The organism is Bradyrhizobium sp. SZCCHNS1022 (genome assembly GCF_032484835.1).
Classification (GTDB): domain Bacteria; phylum Pseudomonadota; class Alphaproteobacteria; order Rhizobiales; family Xanthobacteraceae; genus Bradyrhizobium.
Genome location: NZ_JAUETT010000001.1, coordinates 636,603 through 656,459, shown reverse-complemented (window position 1 = coordinate 656,459; position 19,857 = coordinate 636,603). Strand labels below are relative to the sequence as shown.

Annotated in this window: 16 protein-coding genes and 1 pseudogene; 1 reads left to right on the top strand and 16 read right to left on the bottom strand. The window is 64.4% G+C overall.

The window, feature by feature from the left end; genetic code table 11:
- Positions 1–34: 34 nt before the first annotated feature.
- The 10 genes from QX071_RS02900 to rimP form a co-directional block, all read right to left on the bottom strand.
- On the bottom strand, positions 35–886 hold the full coding sequence (locus tag QX071_RS02900) for a hypothetical protein (protein WP_315702362.1): 852 nt from the start codon (positions 884–886) through the stop codon (positions 35–37).
- Between the two features lie 121 nt (positions 887–1,007).
- Positions 1,008–1,469: a GNAT family N-acetyltransferase gene (locus QX071_RS02895; RefSeq protein ID WP_315702363.1), complete on the bottom strand. Its 462-nt coding sequence runs from the start codon at positions 1,467–1,469 to the stop codon at positions 1,008–1,010.
- Positions 1,470–1,724: 255 nt separating this feature from the next.
- On the bottom strand, positions 1,725–3,887 hold the full coding sequence (gene pnp, locus QX071_RS02890; protein WP_315702364.1) for a polyribonucleotide nucleotidyltransferase: 2,163 nt from the start codon (positions 3,885–3,887) through the stop codon (positions 1,725–1,727).
- Between the two features lie 354 nt (positions 3,888–4,241).
- On the bottom strand, positions 4,242–4,511 hold the full coding sequence (rpsO, locus tag QX071_RS02885) for a 30S ribosomal protein S15 (RefSeq protein WP_315702365.1): 270 nt from the start codon (positions 4,509–4,511) through the stop codon (positions 4,242–4,244).
- Positions 4,512–4,513: 2 nt separating this feature from the next.
- The gene (gene truB, locus QX071_RS02880; RefSeq protein ID WP_315702366.1) at positions 4,514–5,611 is read right to left on the bottom strand and encodes a tRNA pseudouridine(55) synthase TruB; all 1,098 of its coding nucleotides are present in this window, start codon (positions 5,609–5,611) and stop codon (positions 4,514–4,516) included.
- Positions 5,611–6,027, bottom strand: a complete 417-nt coding sequence (gene rbfA, locus QX071_RS02875; protein WP_315702367.1) for a 30S ribosome-binding factor RbfA — start codon at positions 6,025–6,027, stop codon at positions 5,611–5,613. The genes truB and rbfA overlap by 1 nt, the downstream gene beginning before the upstream one ends.
- A gap of 209 nt (positions 6,028–6,236) precedes the next feature.
- The gene (infB, locus tag QX071_RS02870) at positions 6,237–8,999 is read right to left on the bottom strand and encodes a translation initiation factor IF-2 (RefSeq protein ID WP_315702368.1); all 2,763 of its coding nucleotides are present in this window, start codon (positions 8,997–8,999) and stop codon (positions 6,237–6,239) included.
- 65 nt (positions 9,000–9,064) lie between these two features.
- Positions 9,065–9,766 (bottom strand): RNA-binding protein, encoded by a 702-nt coding sequence (locus QX071_RS02865; RefSeq protein WP_315702369.1) that lies wholly within the window; start codon positions 9,764–9,766, stop codon positions 9,065–9,067.
- Between the two features lie 67 nt (positions 9,767–9,833).
- Positions 9,834–11,447 (bottom strand): transcription termination factor NusA, encoded by a 1,614-nt coding sequence (nusA, locus tag QX071_RS02860; protein ID WP_315702370.1) that lies wholly within the window; start codon positions 11,445–11,447, stop codon positions 9,834–9,836.
- A 13-nt stretch (positions 11,448–11,460) separates the two neighbouring features.
- Entirely contained in the window at positions 11,461–12,222 is a 762-nt protein-coding gene (rimP, locus tag QX071_RS02855) for a ribosome maturation factor RimP (protein WP_315702371.1), read from the bottom strand.
- Positions 12,223–12,636: 414 nt separating this feature from the next.
- Between rimP and QX071_RS02850 the strand changes: the two are divergent.
- Positions 12,637–13,727: pseudogene (locus QX071_RS02850) on the top strand (DUF2336 domain-containing protein).
- 74 nt (positions 13,728–13,801) lie between these two features.
- On the opposite strand, the gene trmB reads toward QX071_RS02850, so the two are convergent.
- From trmB to ybeY, 6 genes are all read right to left on the bottom strand, one after another.
- Positions 13,802–14,515, bottom strand: a complete 714-nt coding sequence (trmB, locus tag QX071_RS02845) for a tRNA (guanosine(46)-N7)-methyltransferase TrmB (RefSeq protein WP_315702372.1) — start codon at positions 14,513–14,515, stop codon at positions 13,802–13,804.
- A gap of 14 nt (positions 14,516–14,529) precedes the next feature.
- Positions 14,530–15,660, bottom strand: a complete 1,131-nt coding sequence (locus tag QX071_RS02840) for a M20 family metallopeptidase (RefSeq protein WP_315702373.1) — start codon at positions 15,658–15,660, stop codon at positions 14,530–14,532.
- Positions 15,661–15,924: 264 nt separating this feature from the next.
- The gene (locus QX071_RS02835) at positions 15,925–16,341 is read right to left on the bottom strand and encodes a helix-turn-helix transcriptional regulator (RefSeq protein WP_315702374.1); all 417 of its coding nucleotides are present in this window, start codon (positions 16,339–16,341) and stop codon (positions 15,925–15,927) included.
- A gap of 233 nt (positions 16,342–16,574) precedes the next feature.
- Positions 16,575–18,185 (bottom strand): apolipoprotein N-acyltransferase, encoded by a 1,611-nt coding sequence (gene lnt / locus QX071_RS02830; protein ID WP_315703149.1) that lies wholly within the window; start codon positions 18,183–18,185, stop codon positions 16,575–16,577.
- A 2-nt stretch (positions 18,186–18,187) separates the two neighbouring features.
- The gene (locus QX071_RS02825; protein WP_315702375.1) at positions 18,188–19,345 is read right to left on the bottom strand and encodes a hemolysin family protein; all 1,158 of its coding nucleotides are present in this window, start codon (positions 19,343–19,345) and stop codon (positions 18,188–18,190) included.
- 2 nt (positions 19,346–19,347) lie between these two features.
- Positions 19,348–19,857 carry an rRNA maturation RNase YbeY gene (gene ybeY, locus QX071_RS02820; RefSeq protein ID WP_315702376.1) on the bottom strand — a complete coding sequence of 170 codons (510 nt, stop codon included), beginning with the start codon at positions 19,855–19,857 and terminating at the stop codon, positions 19,348–19,350.

The following is a 19,857-nucleotide window of genomic DNA, read 5'->3' as shown; positions in this document are numbered from 1 at the left end:
TGACGCCGGCGGCGGGATGCTGCAACGTCGTGGCTCACTGCTTCTCAAGATACTTCGGCAGATCGCGGTCGAGCTTGTCCGCAACCAGTGTCCGTATCCGTTCGCGGAGCACGACGCTGTTGGCAGCAGCCGAGGGGGGATCGGGGAAGTCCGCGTTGTCGAGCTTCTTGAGAGGGTCCTCGGTGATCCTCATGCTTTCTGCGAGTCGTGAGCCGGTGTCCGCCGCAAAGCTGCTGATCCTCTCGTAGGATTTTCCATCGATCAGGCTGATCGTGAAATTGGCGAACAGATGCGAGTGTCTGATGAGAGAGCCAAGGCCTTGATTATAGGCGCCGATGCCTTTCACCGTCAGGTTCGTGCCCGCGATTTTTCCTTCAAACGTCGTCACGACGAGATAGCGGTCGCAATTCGAATTGGCGGTCACGTCTCGAACGATCGACGTCAAACTCTCGCGAGGATCGGGCAAGAAACGCGATTTCGGATGGTAGTAGGGCTCAAAGGCGCCCTTCGGATAGCTGATCCTCCGGACCGTCGGATCGTTGCCGGTGGCGGCGCGCACGCGTGCCACGACGAGGTCGCCAAGTCCCCAGCCCTCGACCGGTACCTCGGTCACCTCGGTTTCGAATATCGTGACGCCGAATTTGTCGATCTCCAGACGGTCTTCAACGACTGAGACTACGCCGAGGGTGCAGGGGCCGCTTTCGACTGGCTTCGCACTGGCTTTGGTTTGGCCGGATGGCTTCCTCGCGACCGTCTTGGCTGGCGCCTTCGATCGGACTTGGGGAGAGCGCGCTTCGGCTGACGGTGCTTGGCTCGACGGAGCTTGGGCTGATGCGGCGACGGCGAAGGAGGATGCCGCTATCGCAGCGGCGAGAAAACGCAACATGACTGATCTCGCGGGCGACGTCTCTGTGAACGGGCGTGTTCCGATCACATGAAACTAGAGAGTGTTCCCGGCACCAGCAAGCTGAACATCAGCCGGGAGCAATCATGCTCCGCCGCAACCGTCACAGAGTCGCCGGGTCTCGCTTCCAGCGATAGTATTTCATCAACCGCACGTGCGATGGCTCGACCTCTTCTTTCTCGAGCACGAAGCCCTCGCGCTCGTACCAGCGCCACGCCTTCTCGTTGCCCTCAGCACAGCGCAGCCAGATCTCATCCGGCAGCAATTCTCGGGTGAAGGCGAGCAGCCGGCGGCCGAGCGACCGGCCTTGATAACTGGGCGCGATCATGAGCTGATCGAGGTAGAGCTTTGGCACGTGCACGGCGAGCATCGCGGCGAGCTCGCTGCCGTACTCGGCGACATAGAGGCTCCAGCCTCCGGCGATCTCACGCGGCAGGCGCTCTCTCAAGATAGTGAGCAATCTCCCACTCGGGACCTCCAGTCCTGTCGAGCACCAGCTGTCCATCCAGAGTTTTGCGATCGCATCGTATTCGTCTGAACGGGCCAGGCGGATGATCATGGTCATGGTGACGATCCTGACGAGGAACGAGGTGGCTTGAGTTACGCGCCGCCGAAACTGCCGTCGTTGCGAGGAGCCGAAGGCGAACAATCCAGATCTGCTTTTTGGCTCCTGGATTGCTTCGCTTGCGCTCGCAGTGACGGCGTAGCCAATGGCTGTCCGTACCTGAATATCGCAACTAGGGCGACGATGAAGCTGAGCTAACAAAAAAGGCGGCCCTGACGGCCGCCTTTCGTTGTCTTCAGCCAAGTCCTGCGCGGGTTACTCGCCGGCGGCCTCGCGCGGCGCCTCGGTGGCGGCAGCTTCCTTCTGCTTGGCCTCGAGGTCCTCGCCGGTCTCCTGATCGACCGCCTTCATCGACAGCCGGGTCTTGCCGCGATCGTCGAAGCCGAGCAGCTTGACCTTGACCTTGTCGCCTTCCTTGACGACGTCGGTGGTCTTCTGCACCCGCTTGTCGGCGAGCTGGGAGATGTGGACGAGGCCGTCGCGCGAACCGAAGAAGTTCACGAAGGCGCCGAATTCCATCACCTTCACGACGGTGCCGTCGTAGATCTGGCCGATCTCCGGATCGGAGGCGATCGACTTGATCCACTTGATCGCGGCCTTCATCGCCTCGCCGTCGTTGGAGGCGACCTTCACGGTGCCGTCGTCCTCGATGTTGACCTTGGCGCCGGTCTTCTCGACGATCTCGCGGATCACCTTGCCGCCGGTGCCGATCACTTCGCGGATCTTGTCGGTGGCGATCTTGAAGGTCTCGATGCGCGGCGCGTATTCGCCGAGCTCGGCACGCGCGGCAGTCAGCGCCTTGGACATCTCACCCAGGATGTGGATGCGGCCGTCGCGGGCCTGCGCCAGCGCAACCCGCATGATCTCCTCGGTGATGCCCTCGATCTTGATGTCCATCTGCAGCGAGGTGATGCCGCCCTCGGTGCCGGCGACCTTGAAGTCCATGTCGCCGAGATGGTCCTCGTCGCCGAGAATGTCCGAAAGAACCGCGTAGCGGCTGCCTTCCAGGATCAGACCCATGGCGATGCCTGCGGTCGGCCGCTTCAGCGGCACGCCGGCATCCATCAGCGCCAGCGACGAGCCGCAGACGGTCGCCATCGACGAGGAGCCGTTGGACTCGGTGATCTCCGAGACCACGCGCACCGTGTAGGGGAATTCATGGTGCGGCGGCAGGACGGGGTGGATCGCGCGCCAGGCCAGCTTGCCGTGGCCGATCTCGCGGCGCTTGGTGCCGCCGAGACGGCCGGTCTCGCCGACCGAGTAGGGCGGGAAATTGTAGTGCAGCAGGAACGTCTCCTTGTACGTTCCCGACAGCGCGTCGATGTACTGCTCGTCCTCACCGGTGCCGAGCGTGGTCACGACCAGCGCCTGGGTCTCACCGCGGGTGAACAGCGCCGAGCCGTGAGCACGGGGCAGCACGCCGACCTCGCAGACGATGTTGCGGACGGTCTTGACGTCGCGACCGTCGATGCGGCGGCCGGTGTCGAGGATGTTCCAGCGGACGATCTTGGCTTCCAGCTCCTTGAACACGTCGGCGACGCGGAGCTTGTCGTATTTCGGCTCCTGCCCTTCCGGGAAGAAGTGCGCCATCACCTTCTCTTTGGCGGCGCCGACGGCAGCGTAGCGCTCCTGCTTGACCGGGATCGCATAGGCCTTGCGCAGGTCCTGCTCGGCGACCCCGAGCATCTCCTTCTCGATCTCGCCGTTGTCGATGATCGCAACGTCGCGCGGTTCCTTGGCTGCCTTCTCCGCCAGCTCGATGATCGCGTTGATCACCGGCTGGAAGTGGCGGTGGCCGAACATCACCGCGCCGAGCATGATGTCCTCGTTGAGCTCCTTGGCCTCCGATTCCACCATCAGCACCGCGTCCGAGGTGCCGGCGACGACCAGATCGAGCTGGGTGTCGGTCATCTCGTCGAGCGTCGGGTTCAGGATGTATTCGTCATTGGCGAAGCCGACCCGGGCAGCGCCGATGGGACCCTTGAACGGCACGCCGGAAAGCGTCAGCGCAGCGGAGGCTGCGACCATTGCCAGGATGTCCGGATCGTTCTCCATGTCGTGCGACAGCGTGGTGATGATCACCTGGGTCTCGTTGCGCCACGCGTCGACGAACAGCGGACGGATCGGGCGGTCGATCAGGCGGGAGACCAGCGTCTCCTTCTCGGTCGGACGGCCTTCACGCTTGAAATAGCCGCCGGGAATGCGGCCCGCGGCATAGGCCTTCTCCTGGTAGTCCACGGTCAGCGGCAGGAAGTCGACGCCCTCGCGCGGTGCCTTGGCTGCGACGACGGTGGCAAGCACCACGGTCTCGCCGTAGGTGGCGACCACGGCGCCGTCGGCCTGTCGCGCGATCTTGCCGGTTTCAAGCTTGAGGGGGCGTCCACCCCAGTCGATTTCGACGGAATGCTTATTGAACATTGATATCTTCTTTCATGAAGTCGGCGAAGGACACGGCCCCAGAAACACAAAAACCATGCGCAAGATGGCAGGACGCTGGATTGCGGTCAGCGCCCTGCGATCCTGCCATGGTTTTTATCTTTCGGATGGTGTCCATCCTTCCGGTCAACGGGCACCTTGCCCGTCAGGCCCAGCGGCCGGATTGCTGCTGGGACATACTGCAAACTGGGCAAATCGGTCGGAACAGCGTCTGCTGTGTCTCACCGATCGTGCCCCAACACGCGAACTCGCAGGGTGAAAGCCGCGAACCGGCGGCTCTCGCAAGCTCATGCAAAAACGCGCGCCACGTTGCGCGCGTCCATTCCTAACACCACCTTAACGGCGGATGTTGTGCTTCTCGAGCAGCGCCTTGTAGCGCGCCTCGTCGGTCTTCTTCAGGTAGTCGAGCAGCGAACGGCGCGTCGACACCAGCTTCAAGAGGCCGCGGCGCGAATGATTGTCCTTGCCGTGGGTCTTGAAATGGCCGGTCAGGTTGTTGATGCGCTCCGAGAGGATCGCGACCTGAACTTCGGGGGAGCCGGTATCGCCGGGCTTGGTGGCGCTGGTCTTGATGATTTCCGCCTTGCGTTCTGCGGTAATCGACATCGTCAGTCTCTTTCGTTGCGACCGGGGTTTGCAGTCAATCCGGTCAGGTTGAACACGCGCTTGGGGATGAGTTCGCCATTGCCAATTTCAGCAAGCGCCAGAAGGCGGCCTGCGACGGTGACATAGACTGTGCCGCTGCTATTGGGCGCATCCCGTCCGCGCAACAAAACGGCCTGGCCCCTGTGGAGCCTTGCCGCATCAGCCCGAGTGACGGCCAGTGCCGGGATGTCGTCCAGCGCGGTCTCAACGGGCAAGAGGGCGTCCGCGAGGCTTCCCTCGCCGGACGCGGCTCTATTGCATAAAGCCTCCAATTGTTCCAGCGGAATCATGTCGTTCTCGGTAAACGGGCCGACCAGGGTCCGTCGGAGCGCGCAGATATGGCCGTAACAGCCGAGGAGGCGGCCGATGTCGCGGGCCAGCGCCCGGACATAGGTTCCCTTGCCGCATTCGGCCTCGAACACCGAATGGGAGCTATCTGGTTGTTCTACAAGCGTTAATTCGTGGATCTCGACCGGGCGGGGGGCCAGTTCGACGACCTCGCCGTCGCGCGCCAGATCATAGGCACGTTCGCCCTGTACCTTGATCGCCGAATAGCGCGGCGGAACCTGGGCGATCAGCCCGGTGAACTGCGGCAGCAGGGCACGGATCGCCTCGACGCTAGGCCGGGCCTCGCTGGTCTGGACTGCCCGCCCCTCGGTGTCGTCGGTGTCGCGTTCCTCGCCCCAGCATACGGTGAAGCGATAGCGCTTGCGGCCGTCCATCACGAAGGGGACGGTCTTGGTGGCTTCACCCAGCGCGATCGGAAGACCGCCGGAGGCGAGCGGATCCAGCGTGCCGGCGTGCCCCGCGCGCTTGGCCTGGAACAGCCGCTTCACGACCGCGACTGCTTGGGTCGAGGTCATGCCGACCGGCTTGTCGAGCACGACCCAGCCGTGGACGTCGCGGCGATCGCGGCGCGGCTGGTTGCCGTGGCGCTGCTTGTTGCGGGGATCATTGTTGTCGCGCGGCTGCGTGCGTCCGCCGGCCGATTTATCGCCTCGGAGTTCGGTGGCTTCGGCGTCTGGCGCCAGCACGGCGCCGGTTTCGGGGGGGATATTCATCAGTTCTCTTCCGAATCCGAATGAAGGTCTCTTTGCACCGCAGGTGTTCTTAGTAATTTCTCGATCCGTTCCGCTTCATCGAATCGTTCGTCGACGCGGAAGCGGATGTCAGGTGCAAATTTCAGGTTAACGCGACGCGCGATCTCTCCGCGCAAAGTTTTCTTGTTGCGCTCCAGCGCCGCGAGCACGATCTCGGTGTCGCGTCCGCCGAGAGGCATCACGTAAATGGTTGCAAGCTTCAGGTCAGGCGACATGCGGACTTCGGGCACCGTGATGATGTGTCCCTCGAGGTCCGGATCATGGGCGCTACCGTGGGAAAGAATCTCGGCGACAGCGTGGCGCACGGTTTCGGCCACGCGCAGCTGACGCTGCGATCCGCCGGGAGCTGCGCTTCCCTTCTGATGATGGCGAGGCATTTTTCAAATCCAATAGTGATCGCCTGCGCGCTACGCGGCGATTGCGGTCATTCTGTTGAGTTCAACGACACTCTCGGGAGTTCAAAAGACCCCGGCGAATCCTCAAAGGAAACACCGAGCTTCGGCGCTCTCGTGAGTTCAAAGGCGGCGAGCGCCCCGCCACATGCGGGACGCTCCTCGCTTCGTTCCAACGCACGTAAGATTTGGACTTACAGCGAGCGCTGGATCGTCTCCACGCGGTAACACTCGATCACGTCGCCGACACGCATGTCGCCGTAGTTCTCGAAGGCCATGCCGCATTCCTGGCCGGCCTGCACTTCCTTCACTTCGTCCTTGAAGCGCTTCAGCGTCGACAGCTTGCCCTCGTGAACCACGACGTTGTCGCGGATCAGGCGGACATTGGCGCCGCGCTCCACGGTGCCGTCGGTGACCCGGCAGCCCGCGACCTTGCCGACCTTGGAGATGTTGAACACCTCCAGGATCTGCGCGTTGCCGAGCATGGTTTCTCGAAGCGTGGGTGCCAAGAGACCGCTCATCGCCTTCTTCACGTCATCCACGAGGTCGTAGATGATGTTGTAGTAGCGGATCTCGATGCCGTTGCGCTTGGCGGCGGCGGCCGCCTCCTTGTTGGCGCGGACGGAGAAGCCGATGATCGCGGCGTTGAAGCCTTCCGCGAGCGTCACGTCGGACTCGCTGATGCCGCCGACGCCGGCGTGCAGGATGCGGGCGGCGACCTCCTCGGTGCCGAGCTTCTCCAGCGAACCCAGGATCGCTTCGAGCGAGCCCTGCACGTCGGCCTTGATGACGAGCGGGAATTCCTTGCGGCCAGCCGTCTTCAACTGCGACATCATCTGCTCGAGCGAGCCGCGCATGCCGGAAATGTTGGCTGCGGCATTCTCGCGCTTCTGGTGCGCACGATAGCTGGTGACCTGGCGGGCGCGGGCTTCGTTCTCGACCACCGCGAGACGATCGCCGGCCTCCGGCGGACCGTTGAAGCCGAGCACTTCGACCGGCACCGAGGGGCCGGCTTCGGTCAGCGTCTCGCCCTGGTCAGAAATCAGCGCGCGCACGCGGCCCATCTCGGCGCCGGCGACGATGATGTCGCCGACACGCAGGGTGCCGCGCTGCACCAGCACGGTCGCCACCGGACCGCGGCCGCGATCGAGCTTGGCTTCGATCACGGTGCCTTCGGCCGGACGGTGCGAGTTGGTCTTCAGGTCGAGAATTTCGGCCTGCAGCGCGATCATCTCCAGGAGACGATCGAGATTGGTCTTGTTCTTGGCGGATACCTCGACGTCGACGACATCGCCGCCCAACGACTCGACCTGCACCTCGTGCTGCAGCAGCTCGGTGCGGACCCGTTCAGGCCGTGCATCGGGCTTGTCGATCTTGTTGATCGCGACGATCATCGGCACCTTCGCCGCCTTGGCGTGGTTGATCGCCTCGATCGTCTGCGGCATCACGCCGTCATCGGCCGCGACCACCAGCACCACGATGTCGGTGACCTTGGCGCCGCGGGCGCGCATCGCGGTGAACGCGGCGTGGCCGGGCGTATCGATGAAGGTGATCTTCTTGCCGGAATCCGGCGCGGTCACCTGATAGGCGCCGATGTGCTGGGTGATGCCGCCGGCTTCGCCGGAGACCACATTGGCGTGGCGCAGCGCGTCGAGCAGCGAGGTCTTGCCGTGGTCGACATGGCCCATCACGGTCACGACCGGCGAACGCGGCTCGGTGTCGGTGGAATCGTCGACTACATCGAACAGGCCTTCTTCGACGTCGGAGGCGGCCACGCGCTTCACGCTGTGGCCGAGCTCCTCGGCGATCAGCTGCGCGGTGTCGGCATCGATCACGTCGGTGATCTTGTGCATCGCGCCCTGCCGCATCAGCAGGCGGATGACGTCGACCGCGCGCTCCGACATGCGGTTCGCCAGTTCCTGGATCGTGATCGCTTCCGGGATCGTCACCTCGCGGACCAGCTTCTCCTTCGACTCGTTGGCGGCATGGCCCTTCAGGCGCTGGGTCCGGCGGCGGAACGAGGCGATCGAGCGCTCGCGGACATCGTCGGCCGTCAGCGCCGTGACCACGGTCAGGCGGCCGCGCTGCTTTTGGGGCGCGGGCTTGTGCGTGGTCTTCGGCGCCATGACCGGGCGTGCGGCGCCGCCCGGACCACGGCGGATCTGGCGCGGACCCTCATCCTCGTCCGGCCCGGCGGCGACGCCGGGAGGCGTGCGGCCGAGCGGACCGCCGGCGGGCCTGGCGCTGGCAGCCGTGCGCGCGCCCGCGGGCTGTGCGCCGGCGGGGCGCGAACCGGAACCGATTTGTGGTGGCCGACTGCCGGGGGCGCCGATCGGGCGGCCAGGCGCGGGCGTTGGCCGGGCCGGCGCTGTCGCGGCCGGCTGCGGTGCTGCGGCCGCAGCAGCCTGTTGTGGGCGCGCTTCGCCTTCGCCAAATCGCTTCTTGGCCTCTTGCTCGGCCTTGCGCTTGGCTTCCTCTTCCTGGCGGTGGCGTTCTTCCTCAGCCTTGCGGCGCGCTTCGGCAGCTTCGCGCTCAGCGCGTTCGGCGGCCTCACGCTCGGCGCGACGCCGTGCCTCTTCCTCGGCTTGACGGCGCTCCTCGACGTCGCGCTGGCGAGCGTCGGCCAGCGCGCTGGCGCGCGCGGAGCGCTCGTCCTCGGTCAGCGTGCGCAGGACCACGCCGGATCCGCCGCGCTGCGCCGGACCCGATTGCCGCGGGCCAGAAGGCCGTGGGCTTGGCGGCGGCGGCGATGCCTTGGCGACGACCGGCTCCGGCGCGTGCGGCGCCTCGGGTCCATCGCCCATCCGGCGCTTGCCGCGCTTCTCGACCACCACCTGCTTGCTCCGGCCGTGTGGGAAGCTCTGGCGCACCGTGCCGGTCTCGACGCGCGGCTTCAGCGTCAAGGTCTTGCTCGGGACACTCAGTTTCTTGTCGCCCGGAGTATTGTTGTCGGCCATTCAGTCGTCCTAATCTCGTTATTTTCGTGCGGGAAGCCGCACCGTCCCATTCGTGCAAATCGTCGCTAGATCTTCGAATTCCCGGCCGCGGTTCCGGCAGTCTTGTCAGCGTCGGCCGACCGGTATCGGACCAGTGTCTGGCTGCGCGACAGGAATGTCCTGCTCGCCGGGCCCGCGAGCACGGCAGCATGTATCACATTTGACCGCCCTAGTGCCAAATCCAATTCTGCCGATGTGAGGCAGCTGATGATTGGAAATGTCGGGGCTTGCCCTGGATCCCCGGCATTTGGCCGCGCGAGCGCGTCGAGCTTGCGGATTCCGTCCGGTGCACCGTCGCTGGCATGGATCAGCGCGGCAAGGCCTGTCCGCGCTTGCCGCTGTGAGAGTGCCGCCTCGACCTTGGCAAAACCGGAAACGACCTGCCCCGCCTTGGCCGCGATCCCGAGCGCGTCGATGGCGCTGCGCGCCAGCAAGGCGTCGGTCTCCTCGGCAAGGGCCGGGTTGACCCGAACATCCCGCTTGAAGCCCCGGCTGAAATGGTGACGGCGCACCGCTTCCGCAACGGTCTGTCGCGAGGCTGAAATCCATAGCCCGCGGCCGGGGAGCTTGCGCTTGATATCAGGTATGACCTCGCCAGAGGGCGCGACGACGAAACGGATCAGCTCGCTGATCGGCCGCACCTCGCGACTGACCGCGCAGGTCCGCATGGTCGCGGACTTGTCGGTCCGCGGTCCATTGTCGAGCTCGGGGTCAGCCAGGGCGAGCATGCGGTCGGGCGGCTCCTCATCTCAGCTGCGCGAGTTCATGGCGGGTGTCATCAGCGCGTCCATCGGGTCAGGCTGCTGGCTGGTCTTCGGAGGCCTCTTGCTCCTCGGGCTTCTTGGCCAGATCGGCCTCGCTGATCCAGCCGGCCTTGACGCGGGCCTGCATGACCATCTCCTCGGCGTCGTCGCGGGAAATATCGATGCCATCGAGGATGCCGGGATATTTGGTCTGCTCGCCGCCGTCCTTGCGCTCGGTCCAGCCGACCAGGTCGTCGGTGGCGCAGCCGGCGAGATCCTCGACCGTCTTGATGTCGTTCTCGCCGAACTTGACCAGCATCTTGGAGGTGACGCCGGGAACGGTCTTCAAGGCGTCCTCGACGCCGAGCTCCTTGCGCTTGGCCTCGAGCTCAGCCTCCTGCTGCTCCAGGAACTCGCGCGCCCGGGTCTGCAGCTCGGTCGCGGTTTCCTCATCGAAGCCCTCGATGCCGGCCAGATCCTTCAGATCGACCAGTGCCAATTCCTCGACCGAGGTGAAGCCCTCGGACGCCAGCAGCTGGCCGACCACCTCGTCGACATTCAGCGATTCCATGAAGACGCGGGTGGAGTTCTCGAAATCGGCCTGACGGCGCTCCGATTCTTCCTGCTCGGTCAGGATGTCGATGTCCCAGCCGGTCAGCTGCGAGGCCAAGCGGACGTTCTGGCCGCGGCGGCCGATCGCCAGCGACAGCTGGTTGTTGGTGTCGGGAACCACGACCTCGATACGCTCCCGGTCTTCATCGATCACGACCTTGCTGACCTCGGCAGGGGCCAGCGCGTTGACCACGAAGGTCGCGATGTCCGGCGACCACGGGATGATGTCGATCTTCTCGCCCTGCAGCTCGTTCACCACGGCCTGCACGCGCGAGCCGCGCATGCCGACGCAGGCGCCGACCGGATCGACCGAGGAATCGCGGGACACCACGCCGATCTTGGCGCGCGAGCCCGGATCGCGGGCCACCGCCTTGATTTCGACGATGCCGTCATAGATCTCCGGCACCTCCTGCGCGAACAGCTTCGCCATGAACTGCGGATGGGTCCGCGACAGGAAGATCTGCGGGCCGCGGGTCTCGCGGCGGACGTCGAAGACATAGGCGCGGACGCGGTCGCCGTTGCGGAAGACCTCGCGCGGCAGCATTTCGTCGCGGCGGATGATGGCTTCGCCACGACCGAGGTCGAGGATCACGCTGCCATATTCGACGCGCTTGACGACGCCGTTGACGATGTCGCCGATGCGGTCCTTGAATTCCTGATACTGCCGGTCGCGCTCGGCCTCGCGCACCTTCTGCACGATCACCTGCTTGGCCGATTGCGCGGCGATGCGGCCATATTCCAGCGGCGGCAGCGTGTCGGCGATGGTGTCGCCGATCTGCGCGCCCGGATTGGCGCGCCGCGCATCCTCCAGAGAAATCTGGTTCGAAGCGTTCTCGACCTTGTCGACCACCAGCATGTGGCGCGACAGGCGCAGTTCGCCGCGCTTGGGGTCGATCTCGGCATGCACGTCGGTCTCGCTGCCGTAACGGGCGCGGGCCGCCTTTGCGATCGCGTCTTCCATCGCCGCGATCACGATGCCACGGTCGATCGACTTTTCGCGCGCGACTGCGTCGGCGATCTGCAGCAGTTCCAACCTGTTGGCGCTGACGGCCATGGCTCAGTCTCCTCTAATCAGGATCGATCTCGCCCCTGCGCGCGCGTTGCGCGGCGAGGCGATGTTGCTTGGTATTTTGCGGCAAAGGCTTCTTTGCCGGTTTCTTGTCTGTACGCTGGCTCGGACCCTTGGCCTTGCCGGCCGGCTTGGCATGCGGCGCGAGGGGTGGGGCGAGACCGAGGTCGCGCTTCAGCTCCCGTTCGGCAGCCTTGCCGCGACGCATCGACTCCGCGATCAATTCGTCGGTCAGCACCAGCTTGGCGTCGCCGATGTCGCCCATCGGCAGCAGCACATCCGGCTCCTGATCCTTCGGCACGTCGTCCCGGGTCACCCGCACGGCCTCGCCCTCGACGCCGGCCAGGATGCCGCGGAACCGCTTGCGGTTCTGATGCGCGACAGCCATCTCGATCTTGACCAGATGGCCGGTGTAACGGACGAAATCGGAGCGGCGCACCAGCGGTCGGTCGATGCCGGGCGAGGAAATCTCCAGCCGATAGGCGCGTTCGATTGGGTCGGCGATGTCGAGCACCGGCGACAGTGCCCGCGACACTGCTTCACAGTCCTCGATCTGCATCGTGCCGTCCGGGCGTTCCGCCATGACCTGCACCGTGCAGCCGGCCTCGCCGGAAATCCGGATGCGTACCAGCCGATATCCCATGCCCTGCAGCACCGGCGCCGCGACCGCGGCCACCCGCGCGGCCACGCCCGGCTCGACAACGAGACGAGGCTCGGTCAAGAGGTCGGTGTCGACAGGGTCTAACGTGGGCTCGGTCATTGTCAGGCGTCGATCAGATGGGGTCTTGTCAATGCGGTGAGTTGCAGTCCCGGCTCTTTGGGCTTTTGGAACTCGTCCGATCGCGTTCCCCGAGCCCGGCTGCGGATTCGGCCGCCGGCGAGTTCAGGTAATAAAAAAGAGCGGGTCCCGGAGGGCCCACTCTCACTACGCGATCGTATATGAGAAACTGTAAGTTGCAGTAGATATAGCGGTTCTGGTGCGATCCGGCAAGGGCCGGGAAGCCAGGTCCGAGAGATTTTGGCCTCGATTCGGAACGCCATCTCCCGCGACGAGGTGGCTGAGCACCTAACCGTTGATTCACCAAGACCCGTTAAACTCCACGGAATTTTCGGGTCATCTGGCGGAGACCCCCTTCCCGTAGGTCTCCATTGTGTTGCGTATCGAGTCCTTGCTATGACCATCGCCATTTCGCTGATCCCCGGGGTCGATCAGATCATCAGGCGGGGTGATCGCGGGCGCCGATCCGAGGCTGCCCGCCGCATCGCGGACTTGTTCTTCGAAGATGCCGCCAAGCTTCGTCCCGAACACATCAACCTGTTTGACGGGCTTTTGATCGCGCTGGTTCCGCACACGGATGTGATTGCGCGGATCGATCTCGCCGAGCGGCTGTCACGGCTCGACCGGGCGCCGCGGATTCTTGTCCGCCAGCTCGCGCGCGAGGACGAGATCATGGTGGCGGGGCCGCTCTTGCGGCGTTCCCCGGTGCTCGACGAAACCTGCCTGATCGAGATCGCGCGCGACCAGGGGCAGGACCATCTCCTGGCAATGTCGGAACGGCCGACGCTCTCGGCCGATGTCACGGATATCCTGGTCTGTCGCGGTGACCGCGACGTCGTCCGCCGCGCCGCGGGCAATGGCGGCGCACGGTTTTCAGAATTCGGCTATTCCGAGCTGGTCAGCCGGGCGAGCTTCGACGGCGTGCTGACGCTGACCGTGGGCAAACGTCACGATCTGTCGGACGCGCATCTCAAGACGCTCGTTTCAAGACGCTCGTTGCTGGGTCTCTCGAAGTGGTCAGGCGACGGCTGTTTGACGTCGTCAAGCCGGAGCGCCAGGCCAAGATCCAGGAGGCAGTTGCGGACCTCAATGGCACGACAGGATCGGTCCCGAGCTCCCGGAATTTCGTCCCGGCTCAGCGCACCGTTCTGGCGCTCTATGAGTCCGGCGGCCTCAACGAAAGCGCGCTGCTCAGCTTTGCGCGAAGCTATCAATATGAGGAGACCGTCGCCGCGCTGGCAGCGATGTCGGGTTTGAAGATCGTGATCCTCGACCGGCTGATGTCGGGCGACCGTCACGATCCACTTCTGATCATCGGTCGCACCATCGGGCTGGAATGGGCAACCGTACACGCGTTGATGACGCTGCGGCTTGGACCGAAGCGGATTCCTGCGCAGGCCGATATCGAAGCCGCTCGCGTGAACTACGCACGGCTCGTGCCATCCACGGCCGAGCGCGTCGTGACGTTCTGGAAGACCAGGCATTAGCTGGACCGCCCAGTAACGAGCTGGCAACCATCGCGACGGGGACTTCCCGCCGCGCCGCCGTCTCCGCGCCGCTGTTACTTTCTGCGGAAGCGCAGATAGTTGGCGACGCGGCCCTCACGCGTGGCCTTCTGACCGTAGCGGGTCATGGTGTAGCCGGGCCAGGGCTGGCGCCAGTCGTCGGCGCGCTCGGCCGTCCACTCGAACTGCGGCGCGCGCAACAGATGCCACAGCGTCCAGGCGCAGTAATCGTCGATGTCGCTGACGAAGCGGAATTCGCCGCCCGGCCGGAGCGCTCGCGCCATTGCCGCGATCGTCGCATCCTGCACGAACCGCCGTTTCCAGTGTCGCCGTTTCGGCCAGGGATCCGGATGGATCAGGTCGATCCGGGCGAGCGATCCGGCCGGCAGCCACGCCAGCAACTCGGCGGCATCGCCGGCCAACAAGCGGATGTTGCGGACATGATGAGCCTCGATCTGCGCCAGGATCTTGGCCATGCCGTTGACATAGGGCTCGCAGCCGATGAAACCGGTCTCCGGATAGCTGAGCGCCTCGGCAACCAGATGCTCACCGCCGCCAAAGCCGATCTCGAGCCTGAGCTCCTTGGCCGGAGGATCAAACAGGTCGAGGACGGAGGCGGCCGGATGTGCGAGATCGAGTGCCAGATGCGGCAGCAGGTGCTCGATCAGGTCGGCCTGATGCGCCCGCAGCCGATGGCCTTTGCGGCGCCCGAAGAACGAGCCTTGCCGATGCGATGTCGCGTCGTCACCTTGGCCCTCAGCGTCCGGCATGTGGACGGCATCCTTCATCGCAGCGTCTGATACAGGCGGTGCAACAGCCGCGTCCGCGGCTCGATCGAAGAGATATACATCTGTTCGTAGTGCGTATGTGCGCCCTTGCCGTCGACGCCGAGGCCGTCGAGCGTTGCCGTGAACGGCGCCGTGAAATTGCCGTCGGAGCCGCCGCCGGTGGAGGTGCCGACGAGGTCGAAACCGATCTCGTCCGCCAGCGTCCGCGCGTGCTCGAACAGGGCCGCGCCGGCATTGCTCTTTTCGTAAGGAGGACGATTCAGTTCGCCTTTCACCTCGACCGTTACGCCCTCGGTGCGCGACTTCAAGTTCAGGATCTTGGCCAGGATTTCGTCGGCGTCGGTCAGCGTCGGGAGACGGGCATCCACCTCGGCATAGGCAATCTCCGGGATCACGTTCGGCCGGGTGCCGCCACGGACGACGCCGACATTGACCGTGACTCCCCGCTTGGGATCGTTCAGCGCCTCCAATGCGTGGATCACATTGGCGAGCTCGCGGATCGCGCTGCGGCCGTCCTCGGGTCGGGTGCCGGCATGGGCCGGCACGCCGGTGATCGAGATGTCGAAACGGGCCACGCCCTTGCGCCCGGTCACGATCTTGCCGCCGTCGCGGGCGGGTTCCGTCACCAGTACATATTTCGCCTTACGACCTTCCGCCTCGATCAGCGCCCGTGAGGTCGGGCTGCCGATTTCCTCGTCGGAAACAAACAATTGCGTAATGCCCAGCGGCGCGCGTTCGCCGCTCAGGCAAAGCTGACGAAACGCATAGTAGGCGAGATAGGCCCCGCCCTTCATGTCATAAATGCCGGGACCATAGGCGCAGTCCCCCTCCACCTTGAAGGGCAGCCGTTCGATGAAGCCAAGCGGATGAACGGTGTCGAGATGGCTGAGCACCAGGATGCCCGGTGCATCCTGGCCCCATGACGAGCGCGCCAGCAGATGGTCGCCGCAGCCATCCCGGCCGGCGACCCGCTCGATCTCGACGGGGAGGTCGCGATAGCCCTCGGCAACCAGCGTGGCCAAACGGTTGACTTGTTCAGGTGCATCGGTCGGCGTTTCGATCTCGACCCAGCGTCGGATGCCGGCGAGGATGATGCTGCTATCGAAGGGATGGCTAATCGCAGTCATGGTTATTGGTTCGTCACCTTCATCAAGTGCTGCCCCGCTCGCCTCAAGTGCGCTTTCGCAAGATCGGCTGCAGAGCTCAGCATTCCGGCGCAACAACCGCCGCGGGCGCCGGATCGCCGGCCAAGGCATGCCCGCGAAAACAAATAGAGCGCGATAGCATGTCCCGGTGGGAGCCATCGCGCTCTAATCATTTCCATGCAGTTTGTCTATTGGCCTCTTCGGGCGGGTCGCCCGGCGATATGGAGCCGGGCTAACTGATCACACCTAGCGCTCTTCGGGCGCTTCGCGGTCGGCAATCTGCTCGACGAGGTCGACAATGCTGCGGCGAAGCTTGGAATCGTTGATCCGCGTAAATGCGCGGGTCAGGGCCAGGCCTTCGGAAGTCGCAAGAAAGTCGGACACGTAGGCCGGCGAAGCACCTTCGCCAAAGGCTTCTCCGTTAGTCCCGCCAGTTGGAACTCCTTCGAATAAGAACGACACCGGGATCTGCAGGACCTCGGAAATCTGCTGAATCCGGCTCGCACCAACCCGGTTCGTGCCCTTTTCGTATTTCTGTATCTGCTGGAACGTGAGGCCGAGAGCCTCACCGAGCTTTTCCTGGCTCATGCCCAACATGATACGGCGCATCCGCACCCGGCTGCCGACATGTTTGTCAACAGGGTTGGGCGCTTTCGTCGACATCTCTCAACTCCTTGAATGAGGCCCGGGGAATGAGGCGACCGCAGTATGCCTCAGGCGCAAATACCGTCAAACTCTGCTCAGAGTCCTAATCACGATGCGGGGTGAGCAGCGAATTGAACGGGATCGTACTGCCGCGCGAGAATGCGAATTGCAGCGGCAATCTGTCAACACTTGGAGTTTTGCTTGTCAAAAAAAATTCTTACGGACGTGACGAGAAACACCGATAGCTGCGTTCATGGAAGCTTTTGTGCAACGCTTCGGCGGATCACGACCATGAGGGACAGGGCGAACAGGATCACGAAGGCGAGATCGCCGCTGCGCGCGTAAGGTGTTGGCGGAATGGGCGCGGGCAGTGCGGAATCGAGAATGCCTTCGATCCCGAGATCTAATCGCGCGATCACGCGTCCTAATGGATCGATGACGGCGGAAATTCCCGTATTGGCCGCGCGAACCAGCGGCAAGCCTTGCTCGATGGCGCGCCACCTTGCCTGCTGCAGATGCTGATAGGGGCCGGTCGAAATTCCGAACCAGCCGTCATTCGTCAGATTGACCATCCAGCCGGCGCGATCATTCGATTCGCTAGCTATTTCATTGGGAAAGATCGCTTCATAGCAGATCAGCGGCAGCGCGCGCGGGGCATGCGGCACATCGAGGTTGCGCCGCACGGTCCCCGGAATGAAGCCGCCCTGCACCTTGGTTAATTGTTCGAGACCCAGCCGTTCCAGCAAGTTCTGGAGCGGCAGATACTCGCCGAATGGCACCAGATGCAGTTTGTCGTAGAGCGATACAACGCTGCCCTCATGGTCGATCACGTAGATCGAATTATAGGCGCGCGTTATTCGTGCATTTGGTGGCATGTCTGGTGCACGTACGGAACCGGTTATCAGCGCGGTGCCCGGCGGCAACAGATCGGCGATCTGCGCCATCGCATCTGCCTCGCGGGTCAGGAAGAACGGAAAGGCTGATTCCGGCCATATCAGGATATTGGTGTCGCGGACGCCCGTGGCGAGAGGTCCGGACGCGCGATCCGACAGGGCCAGGTATTTGCGCATCACCTCCGCTTTGGCCGAATAGTTGAATTTGACGTCCTGCTGCAGGTTCGGCTGCATGATCCGGAGCTTGACGTTGCTCGCAAAGGTCGTGGGGTGCAGGGATAGGCGGACGGCGCCGAAGATCCCCATGGCGGCCAGAACGGCGAGGGCGGCGAGGGGGATATGCCAGGGGACACGCTTACGTGCGGTGCGATCGATCAGCACTGCGGGGCTCGCAAAGATCGCGACCGCAACAAGCGTCATGCCCCAGAGCCCGATCAGTGCGGCCGACTGGGCCAAGGCCAGCGGCTCGGCCAACGCGTAGCCGAATGCATTCCAGGGGAAGCCGGTCAGCGCGTGGCCGCGCAGCCATTCGCTCGCGGTCAGGCCGACCGCGAGCGCGAGGATGCGGGTGGGGCCCCGCGTCCAGACCAGCCGCGCCGCGGCAAAGCCCAGCGCCGGGAACAGCGCGAGATAAGCGGGAAGCCCGAGCACGGCGAAGGGCATCAGCCAGGCGAAGGTCTGGGCGTCGACCAAGAAGGCGTAGCCGATCCAGTAAAGGCCCGGCACGAAATAGCCGAGACCGAACCAGAAGCCGGTCAGCGCCGCCGCCGGAACGCCCTTGAACCGCCCAGCGCCCGCGCCGTCGGTCAGCCAGACCATCACCGGGAAGGTGACGAACAGCACCGGCCAGGCATTGAACGGCGCCATCGCGAGCGCCGAGAGCGCGCCGGCCGCGAGCGCGATGCCTGCGCGCTTCCAACCCCAGGACAGAATGATTCCAAGCGCAAGCCCGCGCAACGTTGAAAGCATCGTCACTGCGAGCCTGCTCCGTCGCCGGCTTGCGGGCTGCTGCTGTCGTTGTTCGGTACCTGCCCCGCATCCGGCGGTTGCGCAGGTTCAGCAGGAAGGTCTGCGTCCGGCGCCGCTTCGCGCCGCCGGCTCTCGCGCTGGCTGCGCGGTGCGGGCCGGTCCTTGCGCGGAGCAATGCGCAGGCGCTTGACGCGCCGCGGATCGGCATCCAGCACCTCGACCTCGAAATTGCCCGGTCCGGAAATCAATTCGCCACGGACCGGCAGCCGGCCGACATGGTTCACGAGATAGCCGCCGAGTGTCTCGACTCCCTCGCCGGCCTCTCCGGTGACAAAGTCCTCCCCGATCACGGAGCGGACGTCGTCGAGGCTGGCGCGCGCGTCGGCAATGAAGGAGTTGTCCGGCTGGCGGACGATGGCCGGCGGCTGATCGCTATCATGCTCGTCGTCGATCTCGCCGACGATCTGTTCGACGATGTCCTCGATCGAGACCAGGCCATCGGTGCCGCCATATTCATCGACGACGAGCGCGAGGTGAATGCGCGAAGCCTGCATCTGCGCAAGCAGGTCGATCGCCCGCATCGAAGGCGGCACATAGAGCAGCTTGCGGATGATGTTGGCGTCCGCCAGCGGCATCGCGAGATCGACCAGTCGCAGGTCAAGGCCGGCCGGCAGCGGCTTCTTGCGCTTGGCCTTGACCGCCTCGGGCACGCGCGCCTGCGCCGTCATGAACGCGAGCAGGTCGCGAATGTGGACCATGCCTTCGGGGTCGTCGAGCGTGTCGTTGTAGACGACGAGACGTGAGTGCGCGGCGCTCTCGAACAGGCTCATCAGTTCGCCAAGCGGGATGTCGCGCTTGACCGCCACGATGTCGGCCCGGTGCACCATCACGTCGGCGATGCGGCGCTCATGGAGATCGAGGATGTTGCGCAGCAGGGTGCGCTCGACGGCGGAGAAGCCGATATCGTCCGGCGTGGATGCGTCGAGCACGACCTGAAGGTCGTCGCGCACCGAATTTCCGGCCTTCCAGCCGAACAGACTGCGGATCGCGCGCAACAGCCAGTTGTCGCTCGGCGAACGTCCGGCTTCGCCCTGCGGCACCACGGCCGGCAAATTGCGCGTATTGCGCGGATTGTCGTGAATTGGCTCTGAATCCGTCATCGTCAATTCATCCGCTCCCGATCCGCGTAGGGATCGGGAATCCCCAGCTGCGCCAGGATCTCCCGCTCGAGCGTTTCCATCTCCTGGGCTTCTTCATCGGTTTCGTGGTCGTAGCCGATCAGATGCAGGAAGCCGTGCACTGTGAGATGACTCAAGTGATGATCGAATGGCTTTTGCTCCTCGTCCGCCTCGCGCCGCATCGTCTCATAGGCGATCGCGATGTCGCCGAGCATGCGCGGCGCATCGTCCTCGTCGCGCGGACCCGTCGGCTGCAGCGCGGGGAAAGAGAGCACATTGGTGGGCTTGTCGATGCCGCGCCAATTGCTGTTCAAGGTGCGAATGCCGGCGTCGTCGGTCAGCATCACCGCAATCTCAGCTTCGCCGACATCGGCGTCGACCGTCTCAGCCGCGGCGACGATCGCGCGCTGGATGACGGCTTCGGCCTCTGGCTGCTCTTGCCAGCAATCGGCGGCGACGATGACCTCGGTCGTTGGAAGAATACTTTGTGGCAT

What these genes read in the sequence shown, in the direction of transcription:
- truB (WP_315702366.1), bottom strand. Translation starts at nt 5,611, where the DNA reads ATGAATATCCCCCCCGAAACCGGCGCCGTGCTGGCGCCAGACGCCGAA.
- QX071_RS02865 (WP_315702369.1), bottom strand. Translation starts at nt 9,766, where the DNA reads ATGCTCGCCCTGGCTGACCCCGAGCTCGACAATGGACCGCGGACCGAC.
- nusA (WP_315702370.1), bottom strand. Translation starts at nt 11,447, where the DNA reads ATGGCCGTCAGCGCCAACAGGTTGGAACTGCTGCAGATCGCCGACGCA.
- rbfA (WP_315702367.1), bottom strand. Translation starts at nt 6,027, where the DNA reads ATGCCTCGCCATCATCAGAAGGGAAGCGCAGCTCCCGGCGGATCGCAG.
- pnp (WP_315702364.1), bottom strand. Translation starts at nt 3,887, where the DNA reads ATGTTCAATAAGCATTCCGTCGAAATCGACTGGGGTGGACGCCCCCTC.
- rimP (WP_315702371.1), bottom strand. Translation starts at nt 12,222, where the DNA reads ATGACCGAGCCCACGTTAGACCCTGTCGACACCGACCTCTTGACCGAG.
- QX071_RS02825 (WP_315702375.1), bottom strand. Translation starts at nt 19,345, where the DNA reads ATGACGGATTCAGAGCCAATTCACGACAATCCGCGCAATACGCGCAAT.
- trmB (WP_315702372.1), bottom strand. Translation starts at nt 14,515, where the DNA reads ATGCCGGACGCTGAGGGCCAAGGTGACGACGCGACATCGCATCGGCAA.
- QX071_RS02900 (WP_315702362.1), bottom strand. Translation starts at nt 886, where the DNA reads ATGTTGCGTTTTCTCGCCGCTGCGATAGCGGCATCCTCCTTCGCCGTC.
- QX071_RS02895 (WP_315702363.1), bottom strand. Translation starts at nt 1,469, where the DNA reads ATGACCATGATCATCCGCCTGGCCCGTTCAGACGAATACGATGCGATC.
- lnt (WP_315703149.1), bottom strand. Translation starts at nt 18,185, where the DNA reads ATGCTTTCAACGTTGCGCGGGCTTGCGCTTGGAATCATTCTGTCCTGG.
- QX071_RS02835 (WP_315702374.1), bottom strand. Translation starts at nt 16,341, where the DNA reads ATGTCGACGAAAGCGCCCAACCCTGTTGACAAACATGTCGGCAGCCGG.
- rpsO (WP_315702365.1), bottom strand. Translation starts at nt 4,511, where the DNA reads ATGTCGATTACCGCAGAACGCAAGGCGGAAATCATCAAGACCAGCGCC.
- QX071_RS02840 (WP_315702373.1), bottom strand. Translation starts at nt 15,660, where the DNA reads ATGACTGCGATTAGCCATCCCTTCGATAGCAGCATCATCCTCGCCGGC.
- infB (WP_315702368.1), bottom strand. Translation starts at nt 8,999, where the DNA reads ATGGCCGACAACAATACTCCGGGCGACAAGAAACTGAGTGTCCCGAGC.
- ybeY (WP_315702376.1), bottom strand. Translation starts at nt 19,857, where the DNA reads ATGCCACAAAGTATTCTTCCAACGACCGAGGTCATCGTCGCCGCCGAT.